Source organism: Mangrovibacillus sp. Mu-81 (assembly GCF_036867415.1).
Taxonomy (GTDB): Bacteria; Bacillota; Bacilli; order Bacillales; family Bacillaceae_B; genus Rossellomorea.
In genome coordinates this window covers 682,242-694,789 of the sequence record NZ_JBAJHU010000003.1, presented here as the reverse complement: position 1 = coordinate 694,789, position 12,548 = coordinate 682,242, and the positions used below count along the sequence as shown (strand labels likewise).

Here is a 12,548-nt window from a genome sequence, read left to right as displayed (position 1 = left end):
TTCAGCACATGCCTTTTTTTATTTATCTATTCTGCTTTCTTCACTTCCAGGTACTGAATATGATGTCCGTCTCCTTCATGAATGGTGAAAAGAAAACCGTTATCTGTTTTGATTTCCTGATTTTGCTGATTCATACATTCCTCCAGATACCATCCTCCAATGGTGTCGATACTATCATGAACGAAATCGGTATCCAGGAGTTCGTTTACTTCATGCAGCAGCAGTTTAGCGTCAATTACGTAATGGTTCTCACCTATTCTCTGCACCTCGGGCATCTCATCTTCATCAAATTCATCCCTTATTTCACCGACGATTTCCTCAATGATATCCTCTACTGTCACCAAACCCGATGTCCCACCATATTCATCTAGAAGCAGCGCGATATGAACACGTTCTATTTGCATTTTTACAAGCAGGTCATGGATGGGTATCGTTTCGATTACCCGTATGATCGGAATGATGAATGGTTCCAGCCTTTCACCTTCTTCTCCCCTTACCATTTTCGCCGTCAAAAATTCCTTCACATTGATAAAACCGTGAACATTGTCCTTATCTCCATCTTCAACGACAGGATAACGGGTGTAATGCTCGGATGATATGATCACTTTAATATCTTCAAATGATGCATCCTTTGAGATGGTAACCATTTCTGTCCGGGGCACCATGATTTCTCTTGCAATTCTTTCATCGAATTCAAAGATATTATTAACATATTTTAACTCCGATTTATTGATTTCACCGCTCTCATAGCTCTCTGATAACAGAATCCTGATTTCTTCTTCCGAATGGGCAAGTTCATGTTCAGATGCCTGCTTGATACCGAAAAAACCCACAAAAACTCTGGCTGACCCATTCAAAAGCCAAATAAAAGGAAACATGACTTTATAAAAGAGAATAATCGGCCCCGCGAATAGCAGCGTAATTTTTTCGGCTTTTTGAATCGCCACTGTTTTTGGAGCGAGTTCTCCTACAACCACATGAAAAAAGGTGACTAAAGCAAAAGCAATTGCAAATGACAGGATCTCAGTTAACGACTCGCTTAATTGAAAATATTCAAATAGGGGATGAAGCAGCTTCTCGACTGTCGGTTCTCCCAGCCACCCAAGCCCAAGTGCCGTGACGGTTATCCCCAGTTGACAGGCTGACAAGTATTCATCCAGGTGCGTGACCACCTTTTTAGCGGCAATACCCCCTTTTTTGCCTTCAGTGATGAGCTGATCGATTTTCGACGTCCTCACCTTAACTATTGCAAATTCGGTTGCGACGAAAAACGCCGTCAGCCCGATTAATAATACAAGGAGAAAGAGATTAAGAGCCATTACATATCGTCTTACATAGTAAGACGTTCACCTCCAAGTTACTCATATGCATAAGTTAAATAACAGTCCATTAAACCTTATTCATTCCACGAAAGGTTTGCTTTAATACCTTACCCGCTCCGATAAAAGGAAAACGCTTAGAAAGTGAAATGCTTTTCTAAGCGTTTTCCTTTTATAACAGTGCTTTAATTGCCTGTACCCCAAAATAGATTCCAAACCCGATCATAGATATAGAAGATGCTGCAGAAATCACCCTTAAAAAGCCCGAGTGAAAAATATTTTTGGCAAGACTTGCTAAACCTGCCATTGTAAAATCCCATATTAGAATGCCGCCGATCATTGCACTACTGTAGAGAAGCAATTGATCATGTGTGAATTTACTGGCAGTGTGAGCAAGAACGCTTCCATATATTCCCAGCCAAAAAAGGATGGTTAATGGATTTGAAATGGAAATCAGGAATCCTGAAAACAATGACCTCGAAAGTAACTGCCCTTCTCTTTGTTCACTATTCAGGTTGAACTCTTCTTTTTTTATCAGACTTTCGATACCTGTGTATGAAAGAACGAAACATCCAAAAAACCATAAAAATGTCTTCATGGATTCCATGTCAATAAATTTAATGACTCCGAGATAAATCAGCAGCATGTATATTACATCTGCCAGGAGTGCTCCTATACCGAACACCCACGCAGAAAAAAAACCGTGCTTGATCCCGTTATCAAGTTGAGCTGCATTGACCGGTCCAATGGGGGCAGCTAATGAAATGCCTAACAAAAAATATGTAATCAGTGAATCCATGTTTCCCCTCCCGAATAAAGACATATTTCATCCTTATTCGAAGCATAGTGCTTGTACTACAACTTTCAGAAAAAAATTAACTCAAAGATCGAGTCCTTGAGTCAGAAAAATGTCTTGGCTATATTTTGGGTCCGATTGCATCTTGTACAGGTTGTTTCAATTTCCAATGCGTCTTCAGTTAATATTTGAAGTGTTTCCTGTTTGCATTTCTTACAATATTGTTGTTTTTCAACTCTTTTCAATCTGAAATACATCCTTTCTTATTGCAGTGATGCCTGCGTTTCCTGCAGATGTCTAATCATTTCCCTGGCATGTTTCATTTTTAGGGAGTCCGTTTCACTGACATGTTCTTCTTTTAATTCATGCAGTAACTGATAGACATATGCAATCAGCTGCTGAGCGTGCTGATACTGTCCTGTATCGTTTTGTTCTTGTGAGTGATATACGGCAATTTGTGCATGCTCAACCGCTTCGCAAAGTTCTTTTACCCGTGTGTCATACCCCATATTAGTCCCTCCACTTTTTAATCTTAGGATGCTGCGTTAAGCAGGGATTATTCGCGTAACTTGTTCTTTCCGGCACTCATCATTCTGCTGTTGCGGGGAATAATATTCGCACAATATCAATTGGAGGGACCTATGATGAACAACTTACTTTCTATCTTTGCCCTTGGCGGCATAAATGAAATCGGTAAAAACATGTATGTCTTGCAGTACGATGAGGATTTAGTAATTGTGGACTGCGGAGGGAAATTTCCGGATGAGAGCCTTCCCGGAATCGATCTGATCATTCCTGATGTCTCATACCTAGAAGAAAACCGGGATAAAATCAGGGCGCTGATTGTAACACATGGTCACGAAGATCATATCGGCGGCATCCCCTACCTCTTGAAGAAAATGAACATTCCGGTTTATGCTACTAGGTTTACGCTGGGCTTGATTGAATTGAAACTGGAGGAACACCGTTTGCTAAGAGATACCGCATTAATGACAATTGATGAAAGTACCATTCTGCAATTGGGGTCAATCGGTGTATCTTTTTTCAGTGTCAGTCATAGTATTCCTGATTGTCTCGGGGTCGTATTTCATACCCCTCAAGGCAAGGTTGTCCACACCGGTGATTTTAAATTTGATTTAACCCCAATGAATCATCAGCGATCTGACTTGCACAAGATTGCAGATATCGGCAGGAATGGGGTAATTGCACTGTTATCCGAAAGTACGAATGCTGAACGATCGGGATTGACTCCATCAGAACAGATGGTCGGAGAGCATATGAATGAGGCATTTATAAAAGCCGGAGGGAAAATCTTCGTTTCTACTTTTGCCTCCAATGTCAATCGTGTTCAGCAGGTTGTGAATGCAGCCATACTGACAAATAGAAAACTTGCGCTTCTTGGCCGAAGCATGGTAAATGTCATTGGAGTTGCCATGGAGCGCGGATATTTAGATATTCCCGAAGGTATGTTAATTGAATCCGGGGAAATTGACACTCACGATCCTTCCGGGGTGGCAATCCTTTGTACTGGAAGTCAAGGGGAACAGATGGCTGCACTTGGCAGACTTTCATCCGGTCAATTCCGCGACGTGTCGATCTATCCCGGTGATACTGTCATACTCGCTGCTTCTCCGATTCCCGGTAATGAAAAGTCGGTATCAAGAATCATCGACAATCTCTTTCATTTGGGGGCAAATGTTATATATGGTTCTGGAAGCACTACAGGCATGCATGTTTCAGGTCATGGATATCAGGAGGACTTGAAATTAATGCTAACATTAATCAAGCCTACTTATTTCATCCCGATTCATGGTGAAAACCGAATGCTCCACCACCATCGCATGCTTGCTGAAAGCGTTGGTGTTGAAGAAGGTAATACATTTATCATCAAAAACGGTGAAGTCGTTGATATCGAGAACGGTCTTGCAAGACAAACACGTTCTGTCCCTTCAGGCGATACATACGTTGATGGAGTTAGTGTTGGTGATGTAGGTTCAATTGTGTTAAGAGACCGAAAACAGCTATCGGAAGATGGAATGGTCGTCATCATCATAACCCTTAACAAGTCAGATCAAAGGATTCTCTCAGGACCTGACACAATTACCCGTGGATTTGTATTTGTTAAAAACTCAGAAAGGCTCATTCATGACCTGAATACGCTGGCAGAGAAGGTTTTCAGCGAGCTGCCCCAAGAAGAACGAAGGCAATGGAGTGTCATCAAGCAAAGTATAAAGAGGTCTGTTGGCCAGTATCTTTTTAAGCACACTAAACGAAAACCAATGATCCTCCCTGTGATCATTGAAATATAAATTAAAGAAGCAGCTTTCCTTATTTTAAAGGGAAGCTGCTTCATTCATTTTATTGTAATCTCACTTCCTCTTTTTTCCAGGATAAAGGTTTTCTTTTCACCGGATGCTAAACGACTGGATTTCATCTTCATTAACTCGTCCCTCCAAGTGATTTTCACAAACAATACCGGTGCATTGTCCACATTTTCAAATGAAAATGTTTCATTTCCTTTTACATTCTTTCTTGTTATATAAGGCGTTAATGGAATTTCTGCCCCACTTACTTTTTGGCTCTTTACCTCTGCCTTCACCGCGTGAACCTTTGATCCGGTATTTTTTATCATGATCGTCTGTCTTCCATCTGAAATATCCTTGAACTTCACTTCCCATCTGTAAGTTGCGTTCCCATAGGCTGCATGTTGACTCGAAAACAAATAGATTACTACTGTCAATAATAAGATTTTTCTCATATTTCTTCCTCCATGATTTATTATTCCTATCCTTCTTCCGGTCGCGAATTAATATCCTGACTTTTCTTTGTTGGAATTAATTAGCCAATCCCGTAATGAATGAACTTTGCCCTATTTCCAAATACTTTAGTAGTAATCTATAGAATCCACTATGAGGTGTCGACATGAACGAACAATGCAAAAGCGATAATAAAGTCAGTAATTGGTGTGTTGTCAGCATGGCTTCCATCCCTTTAGTAATGACTTTGGGAAATTCGATGCTGATACCGGTCCTGCCTATATTTGAAAGTAAGGTTGGCATTTCTTCTTTTCAAACAAGTATGATCATTACTTCTTATTCAATTGCTTCCATATTTCTTATACCAGTTGCTGGATATTTGTCTGATCGCTTCGGGAGAAAGATCGTCATCATCCCAAGCTTGATTCTTGCGCTGATCGGAGGACTGGTTGCTGGATATGCCTCCTGGAAAATTAATGAGCCGTTTACGTGGATCATTATCGGACGGGTACTTCAAGGAATCGGTGCAGCTGGTGCAGCCCCAATCATACTTCCCCTTGTCGGTGATCTTTACAAGGATGACGACGAAAAAACAAGTTCCTGTCTCGGGATCATAGAAACATCCAACACGTTCGGGAAAGTACTGAGTCCCATTCTTGGTGCACTATTTGCCGCATTTTTATGGTATTTGCCATTCTTTTCGATTTCCTTTTTCAGTTTGATTTCAATCTTATTGGTCCTATTTTTTATAAAGGCACCTAAGCAAAAAGAAGAACCAGTGGAATTAAAAATTTTCCTTAAAAAGACAAAAAAAATTTTCACTAATGAAGGTAAATGGATCTTCACTGTGTTTACAGTCGGCATTTTTGCCATGTATGTACTATTTGCCGTCCTCTTTTTCCTATCTGACATCCTGGAGAAGACACACAACTTGTACGGGGTAAAGAAAGGGTTTGTATTGGCGATTCCACTACTTGCTCTATGTATTTCTTCTTTCATCACCGGTCGGAAGATAAAAGGGGACTTGAAATTAATGAAAAAAATCATCATGTTCAGTCTGCTGGCCATTGCTGCAAGTGTATCCTTTGTGGGGTTTGCCAGTGATCGATTGATTATGCTTCTGGTAGTGACCAGCTTGCTTGGACTTTCAATCGGGGCACTGTTGCCTACCTTGGATGCGATTATCACTGAAAATATTGAGAAAGAGGAACGGGGAACAATTTCTTCATTTTACAGTTCCTCCCGTTTTATCGGTGTAGCGGCAGGTCCTCCCTTGGTGTCAATATTTATGAAGAATTTTCTGAACGGCAGTTTTATTGCTGCAGGTATAATTGCTCTAGTCGTGTTGGGTATGGTATTTATGTTTATCAAAACAGAGGAAAAACCGCAATTAGAAGAAGCGACATTATAGTCTTAAGAAAGGAAGGATGAAATGGAAAATCAAACTGCTGGGTGCACGAATACAAGTGGTTCTGGTTCTGACGGTAAAGGAAGCATGAGTTGGTGGCATCTCTCTTTAATCGGAGTCGGCTGTACGATTGGTACGGGCTATTTTCTTGGTTCTGCGATCGGCATCAGACAGACAGGTTCTTCCATTGTATTCTCATTCATCCTTGCTGCAATCGGAACGTACATTGTCTATAATCTACTTGCGAAAATGACTGCAGAAGACCCACAGGAAGGGTCTTTCTGTTATTATGCAACGAAAGCTTACGGGAAATGGGCAGGCTTTAGCTGCGGATGGAATTATTGGTGTTCCAATATATTGATAATGGGTAGTCAGCTGACAGCCCTCGCCATACTGTCCCAATTCTGGTTTCCCCATTTCCCGCTCTGGGTGTTTGCCAGCGGATACTCCGTCCTATCCATCTTGATTGTGCTCCTTGGAACGAAAGGGTTTGATAAAGCAGAAGATATATTTGCCATTATTAAGACAGCTGCCATTATTATGTTTATTGTGATAGCCACGCTTGCCTTAATTGGTATGATCGATGGCAAAGGTGAAATTCCACGAATTGAATTGGACAAAAATTCTCTGCTCCCGAAAGGATTCAAAGGTTTCTGGTCTTCCTTGATTTATGCGTTCTATGCCTATGGCGGTATTGAAGTCATTGGTCTGATGTCCATGGAACTAAAGAATAAAGAGGAAGCGCCGAAAGCGGGCAAAGTAATGCTTCTTGCATTAATGGTCATCTATTCTGTCTCCTTGGCTCTGGCAGTCATGCTTATCTCTCTGGACTCTTTCAGTCACAAGGAGAGTCCTTTTGTCACAGCATTAAGTAATCACAATCTGCCCTTTTTTCCTCATGTATTCAATGGAGCCATAATCATTGCAGGCTTCTCTACGTTGACGGCTGCACTCTTTGGAGTGACCACTCTATTGGTCAACTTGTCAAAGGATGGTGATGCCCCAAAGATTTTTCAGAAGAAAATGAAGAAACATAAAAATCTTCCCCTGCCTTCATTGGCACTCGCCACTGCAGGGCTGGTTGCTTCTGTTGTGACGGCACTTCTATTACCGGGTAAGGTGTATGAATACATCACAACAGCTGCGGGCATACTCCTTCTCTATAACTGGGCCTTTATCATTCTGTCTTCTTTCAAAGTACTGAAAGAAAAAATATTTGGGAAGGTCATGGGTGTGTTTGGATTGTTATTGCTGTTTGCGGCGGTATCAGGGACGATCATGGAGAAAAGTATCCGATCCGGTTTCTATATCTCTTTATTGTTTGTTGCATTGATTGCTGTTGTTGCATTTATTATGAATAAGAAATGGAAGAAAGAGCAGCCGACCTGAGGTATAGAATATCCAAAAGTGCAAATAATATATACAATTATTTTGACTTTATGGAGGCTAAAATGTATGGCTCAGAATCGGATATTACTCACTTCATCAGAAATTGCATGTTTATGGACATCCTATATGAACGACTCTATGTCTAAGTGCATAATGTCGTTTTTCCTTGAGCATACAGAAGATGAAGAAATTCATAAACTTGTGAAACATACGCTAGGCATCGCTTCTGCACACCTGGATAAAATAGAAGCATTTTTTATAGATGAGGATATTCCCGTACCGATCGGCTTTCCTATTGAGAAGCACGTGAACCTCAACGCACCAAGATTATACACGGACATGTTCAAATTGACATATATCAACCACATGGCAAGGGTCGGACTTCTCGGTTATGGTGGATTCATTTCCATGAGTGCAAGAAAAGATATTCGCAACTATTATATGGATGGTCTTCAAGAAACCTCTGAATTGTATGATAAAGCATCGGACATAGCACTTTCCAAAGGATTATTTGTTCGCACGCCATATATCGCCTATCCTTCCGAAAGGGACTATGTGGACAGCAGGAAGTATTTGAGCGGCTTTAGTTTATTCAGTAAACAACGGCCTCTGAACGTTGTCGAAATCTCTCATCTCGCCATGAATATTCAAACCAATATCATGGGAGCCAAGCTGGCTTTGAGTTTTGCTCAGACCTCTCCAAGAAAAGATGTTCAGAACTGGCTGATGAGAGGAAGCGAAATATCAAAAAAACATGTCAAGGTGTTTTCAAGCATGCTATTGGATAATAATATCCATGCTCCGGCACCATCAGATATTTCCATTACAGATTCAACTGTACCCCCTTTTTCCGATCAGTTGATATTGTTTCATATGTCATTGCTCAGTGCCACAGGTACAGGCAATTACGCAACAGCTGCTGCTGCAAGCCAGCGCTCAGATTTAATCTTGAATTATGAACGCTTATCGTTGGAAATTGCACAATATGCCAAGGACGGAGCTTATATTATGATCGAGAACAAGTGGCTTGAGCAGCCTCCAGGGACAATTGATAAGGAAAAACTTTCTGAAAAGAAAGAGTAAAAGCAGGTTATGTTGCCTCTGTCTCCTCACTTACTAATCAAATTCATTATACAAATGATTCAAGGAGGATTTATATGAAACGAAACCAATCAGTATGTCATAATGAATACGACACATTGCACAACGTAATCTTATGTCCGCCGAAGTATATGAAAATTATCCATGTGATAAACGAGACACAAAGACGCTATCATAAAGATAACATCGATGTAAAAAAAGCCGTCATCCAACATTCGAATTTTCATAAAGTCTTACTAAATAACGGAATCGAAACTCACATACTGCCTTCTAAGGAAGAGTATCCAGAACAAGTATTTACAAGAGATATCGGGTTTACTATTGGTGAAAAACTATTCATTTCGGATATGAAAATGCCGGTCAGACAAGGTGAAGAAAGAGAACTGAAAAAGTGGCTGGACGATAATGGGTTTGAGTACATAGATCTTATTGAAGATGAAACTGAAGGAGGTGACGTGCTTGTACACGGGGATACTGTCTACATCGGCTTAAGTGACAGAACGACTGCAGGTGCTGTTGAAAAGATCCAGTCCTTCCTTCCCGACTATCGTATAGTTTCAATGTCAATACGTGAAGACATCCTTCATCTGGATTGTATCTTCAACATCATTTCCGAAAGTGAAGCACTTATCCATCGTGAGGGATTAATGAAGGAAGACGTGGACCGGCTAGCCTCTAAATTTGAGTTGATTGACGTTACCCGCGAGGAACAATTTACAATGGGAGTAAATGTTCTTTCTATAGGGAATAAGAAAATCATCAGCATGCCTGTGAATGAAGGTGTAAACTCACAGCTTCGTGATCGGGGGTATGAAGTAATAGAAGTCGAGTTCGATGAAATCATAAAGTCTGGTGGTTCATTCAGATGTTGTACACTCCCTTTGAATCGAGGAATATGACAGTAAGTTATGAACCCTTTATAAGATTTCACTGCTATTAAAGGTATTGATAAATGATGGGAATAAAATAAACAGCGCAACTCCGAGCCCTTGGAGTTGCGCTGTTTAATGATAAGGCTTTACTGTCACATTCAAACAATTTTTTTAATCATGTTCAGTTTGCCTATTATCAATATGCGAGAGTCAAAGTAGATCTATTCTATTCCTTGTCTCTGTTTTGCAAGTGAAACTCATCAGTCATCTTTTCTGAGAAATCAGGATGGATTTCCTCTGAAGATTCTGTTTGATATTGTAGGTTGGCCGGTTCTTTTGTTTCTTTTTCCCCATGATCCGGAAACACATTATGTGCAAGATACCTGTGAAAGAATAATTCAAACACCATAAGTCCAAGGGAAGCCAGAATTGATCTTGTCAGGTATGGTCCCCCATCAGACAGGCCATCACTCATAAAATAAATGACGACGAATGCAAGGCCGAAATCAGCCATAGCCGCAATTGTATTCGTTGTTCTCGGCAGCAGGAATAAGTCCCCAACGACATACGCAAGTGCTCCCAATACCATGGACATCAAGAATACATCACCAAATGAAATACCATCGATACCCGCCAGAATCAAATATAAAATGACAAATGTTGCTGCAAACTTTATGGCAAAAGCTTTTACATGTTTCATGTATAATCCCTCCTGCGCTTAGGATTCTCCTTATTGAAGAAATTATGCTTTTTAATAAAAAAAGCGCAGTTTTATTCAAGGATTTACAAATTCAATAATGGGGAAAGTGAACAAGACTTTACCCTGTAATCATTTCTGTTATCGCATCAGCAGTTTCTTTCCCATTCTTCATGCAGGCGCCGATGCCAACTCCAAAATAGGATGCCCCCGCCAGCAAAACGTTAGGATAGTCGTCTTTCAGTCTTTGCTGGAGGGAGTCGACCGCTTGACTGTGTCCTAAATGGTAATTGGGCATCAAGTTATTCCAGTTCGTGATTTTTACAGATGCAGGTGGTTCTGCAATTCCTAGACTTTTGAAGATATCATCCAGTGCAACCTTTGTTAATTCTTCTTCACTTAGTTCCTTTAACTCATCATAATAAGCGTTAGAACTCTTATAAAATAATCTTACTAATAATTCTTGCCGTTCTGATGTATGCTTCCATTTTCTGCTTGTCCACGTACATGCATCGCAAACGACATCGCTGCCGTGGGAAGTTATAAAACCGGTGCCATTTTCCGGAAGAATCTCATCTTTCAGTTCAAACCCGATATAAATGCTAGTGAGGGAAGAATTTTTCAAACGGTCAAAGTCGTGATTTAATTGACTATCATTCAAAATTTTCCGAGTCACGTCATGGGTTGTTGCGAACACCACATAATCTGCTTCAATCAATTTGCTGTTTGTCAAAGTGAGTTGGTATTTTCCATCTCCTTTTTTAACACTTATTACTTCTTCACCCTTTATTATTTCAGCCTTCGCTATGACCGCTTCCAACCGGTCAATAAGTGCGGATAATCCGCTTGTAAAAGAGATGAATTTCCCGTTGGATGAACTTTTGAATTTTTCTTTATTTGCTTCGAAACCTTTGATTATGCTGCCATATCGATTCTTATATTCGAGTAGGTACGGCAGTGTCGTTGCCATCGTCAAGTCTTCCAATTTTCCTGAGTACACTCCCGACAATACAGGAGCAATCTGGTTCTTCACAAGTTCGCCGCCAAAGAATGCTTCAAGGAACTCACCGACTGAACTATCTTTAGTAAATGATGTATTCGGTGTTTCCAGATCCAAAAGTGCTTTCCTTTTTCCTTCTTCAGAAACGAGGGTGCTTTCCATTAAAGAATCAACACTCATAGGTATGCCGAAAACAGAGTCTTCTGGAATCTTGTGCAGCTTTCCATTTGTATATATAAACGAGGTTCCCGTTTCGTTATAAACCAATTCATCCCCAAGCTGTAATTCCTCTATAAAAGGCAGCACCCCTTCATTTCGTGCAACAATAGAGTCAGCACCGGTTTCAAGGATGAATGGTCGTTGTTTAACGGTTTTAATCTTGCCGCCAAGTTCCACATCGCGTTCAACCAGTGTCAATTCCATAGCTAGAGCGTGCGTTCTTTTAAATTTATCAAGATGGTACAGCGTGGTCAGTCCTGTAATACCACCGCCAACTACAACAACCTTTTTCATCGTTTCTCACTCCATAAGTAGGTTTATACCACTAGACTATCATTTTTTATTGTGAAATCATAAACAAATAGGGAATTTATTGTGTCATTTAAAAAAGGAATTATGTATAGAGGAAAAAATGCATAAATAGGGCTGCACTTATAACCGATCCGACCTTAATTCATACTTGACTACTATGAATACTATGTATTAAAATGGACCTAACAATAAAAAGTAAATAATAGCTTATCAAGAGAGGTGGAGGGAATGGCCCGATGACGCCTCAGCAACAGATTTCACATATGTGAAACACTGTGCTAATTCCAACAGGCGGCATGCTTGAAAGATAAGATGAAGTATTGCATTGTGACAACCTTCTTCTTATCTTAGGGGAAGGTTTTTGTGTTTATGCAAGAAATACAGGCCATGTCTCCGACTTATCATTCAACTTAGGAGTGAAAAATATGGGGGAAATCATTCGTCATGCATTAGAGAAAAGACGTGAGGAATTGATCAACAAGCTGATTACGTATAATATTTTTAAGAAACACGATAAACAACTATTCGAACTGACTATCCAGGAACTTGAAGATGAATATAAGGAAGTCAAATGCCAATGCCACCCTCACAGCAGCACATCATCCATTCACTGGAAGAATGTAAAGACCCGTTCTTCAGCACATTAAACACTAAAAGAACGGGCCTGTATAAAATTGAT

General features: G+C 40.3%; 12 protein-coding genes and 1 riboswitch. Of the genes, 6 read left to right on the top strand and 6 right to left on the bottom strand.

Features of this window, described 5'->3' with window-relative positions:
• Window positions 1-26: 26 nt before the first annotated feature.
• The 3 genes from V6B33_RS10565 to V6B33_RS10555 all read right to left on the bottom strand — a co-directional run bounded on the left by V6B33_RS10565 (window position 27) and on the right by V6B33_RS10555 (window position 2,624).
• Window positions 27-1,319 (bottom strand): hemolysin family protein, encoded by a 1,293-nt coding sequence (locus V6B33_RS10565; protein WP_334217696.1) that lies wholly within the window; start codon window positions 1,317-1,319, stop codon window positions 27-29.
• Between the two features lie 172 nt (window positions 1,320-1,491).
• Entirely contained in the window at window positions 1,492-2,118 is a 627-nt protein-coding gene (locus V6B33_RS10560; RefSeq protein WP_334217695.1) for a LysE family transporter, read from the bottom strand.
• 260 nt (window positions 2,119-2,378) lie between these two features.
• Window positions 2,379-2,624: a hypothetical protein gene (locus V6B33_RS10555; protein ID WP_334217694.1), complete on the bottom strand. Its 246-nt coding sequence runs from the start codon at window positions 2,622-2,624 to the stop codon at window positions 2,379-2,381.
• A 135-nt stretch (window positions 2,625-2,759) separates the two neighbouring features.
• On the opposite strand from V6B33_RS10555, the gene V6B33_RS10550 reads away from it, so the two are divergent.
• Window positions 2,760-4,424, top strand: a complete 1,665-nt coding sequence (locus V6B33_RS10550; protein ID WP_334217725.1) for a ribonuclease J — start codon at window positions 2,760-2,762, stop codon at window positions 4,422-4,424.
• A 44-nt stretch (window positions 4,425-4,468) separates the two neighbouring features.
• On the opposite strand, the gene V6B33_RS10545 is transcribed toward V6B33_RS10550, so the two are convergent.
• Entirely contained in the window at window positions 4,469-4,873 is a 405-nt protein-coding gene (locus V6B33_RS10545; RefSeq protein WP_334217693.1) for a hypothetical protein, read from the bottom strand.
• Window positions 4,874-5,037: 164 nt separating this feature from the next.
• Between V6B33_RS10545 and V6B33_RS10540 the strand changes: the two genes are divergently transcribed.
• From V6B33_RS10540 to V6B33_RS10525, 4 genes are all read left to right on the top strand, one after another.
• On the top strand, window positions 5,038-6,282 hold the full coding sequence (locus V6B33_RS10540; protein ID WP_334217692.1) for an MFS transporter: 1,245 nt from the start codon (window positions 5,038-5,040) through the stop codon (window positions 6,280-6,282).
• 21 nt (window positions 6,283-6,303) lie between these two features.
• Window positions 6,304-7,668 carry an amino acid permease gene (locus V6B33_RS10535; protein ID WP_442915501.1) on the top strand — a complete coding sequence of 455 codons (1,365 nt, stop codon included), beginning with the start codon at window positions 6,304-6,306 and terminating at the stop codon, window positions 7,666-7,668.
• A 66-nt stretch (window positions 7,669-7,734) separates the two neighbouring features.
• On the top strand, window positions 7,735-8,751 hold the full coding sequence (locus V6B33_RS10530) for a DUF3231 family protein (RefSeq protein WP_334217691.1): 1,017 nt from the start codon (window positions 7,735-7,737) through the stop codon (window positions 8,749-8,751).
• Between the two features lie 74 nt (window positions 8,752-8,825).
• The gene (locus tag V6B33_RS10525; protein ID WP_334217690.1) at window positions 8,826-9,668 is read left to right on the top strand and encodes a dimethylarginine dimethylaminohydrolase family protein; all 843 of its coding nucleotides are present in this window, start codon (window positions 8,826-8,828) and stop codon (window positions 9,666-9,668) included.
• A 199-nt stretch (window positions 9,669-9,867) separates the two neighbouring features.
• Here V6B33_RS10525 and V6B33_RS10520 read toward each other — a convergent pair whose 3' ends face one another.
• A complete protein-coding gene (locus V6B33_RS10520) occupies window positions 9,868-10,341 on the bottom strand; it encodes a YndM family protein (RefSeq protein WP_334217689.1) in 474 nt (157 codons plus the stop codon).
• 118 nt (window positions 10,342-10,459) lie between these two features.
• The gene (locus tag V6B33_RS10515) at window positions 10,460-11,851 is read right to left on the bottom strand and encodes a protoporphyrinogen oxidase (RefSeq protein WP_334217688.1); all 1,392 of its coding nucleotides are present in this window, start codon (window positions 11,849-11,851) and stop codon (window positions 10,460-10,462) included.
• Between the two features lie 222 nt (window positions 11,852-12,073).
• Window positions 12,074-12,183, top strand: a riboswitch (SAM riboswitch).
• 111 nt (window positions 12,184-12,294) lie between these two features.
• On the opposite strand from V6B33_RS10515, the gene V6B33_RS10510 reads away from it, so the two are divergent.
• The gene (locus tag V6B33_RS10510; RefSeq protein ID WP_334217687.1) at window positions 12,295-12,516 is read left to right on the top strand and encodes a Fur-regulated basic protein FbpA; all 222 of its coding nucleotides are present in this window, start codon (window positions 12,295-12,297) and stop codon (window positions 12,514-12,516) included.
• Window positions 12,517-12,548 lie beyond the last annotated feature (32 nt).

Bases quoted from the DNA above. Each gene is read 5' to 3' on its own strand.
- V6B33_RS10565 (WP_334217696.1), bottom strand. From the start codon at position 1,319: ATGGCTCTTAATCTCTTTCTCCTTGTATTATTAATCGGGCTGACGGCG.
- V6B33_RS10560 (WP_334217695.1), bottom strand. From the start codon at position 2,118: ATGGATTCACTGATTACATATTTTTTGTTAGGCATTTCATTAGCTGCC.
- V6B33_RS10555 (WP_334217694.1), bottom strand. From the start codon at position 2,624: ATGGGGTATGACACACGGGTAAAAGAACTTTGCGAAGCGGTTGAGCAT.
- V6B33_RS10550 (WP_334217725.1), top strand. From the start codon at position 2,760: ATGAACAACTTACTTTCTATCTTTGCCCTTGGCGGCATAAATGAAATC.
- V6B33_RS10545 (WP_334217693.1), bottom strand. From the start codon at position 4,873: ATGAGAAAAATCTTATTATTGACAGTAGTAATCTATTTGTTTTCGAGT.
- V6B33_RS10540 (WP_334217692.1), top strand. From the start codon at position 5,038: ATGAACGAACAATGCAAAAGCGATAATAAAGTCAGTAATTGGTGTGTT.
- V6B33_RS10535 (WP_442915501.1), top strand. From the start codon at position 6,304: ATGGAAAATCAAACTGCTGGGTGCACGAATACAAGTGGTTCTGGTTCT.
- V6B33_RS10530 (WP_334217691.1), top strand. From the start codon at position 7,735: ATGGCTCAGAATCGGATATTACTCACTTCATCAGAAATTGCATGTTTA.
- V6B33_RS10525 (WP_334217690.1), top strand. From the start codon at position 8,826: ATGAAACGAAACCAATCAGTATGTCATAATGAATACGACACATTGCAC.
- V6B33_RS10520 (WP_334217689.1), bottom strand. From the start codon at position 10,341: ATGAAACATGTAAAAGCTTTTGCCATAAAGTTTGCAGCAACATTTGTC.
- V6B33_RS10515 (WP_334217688.1), bottom strand. From the start codon at position 11,851: ATGAAAAAGGTTGTTGTAGTTGGCGGTGGTATTACAGGACTGACCACG.
- V6B33_RS10510 (WP_334217687.1), top strand. From the start codon at position 12,295: ATGGGGGAAATCATTCGTCATGCATTAGAGAAAAGACGTGAGGAATTG.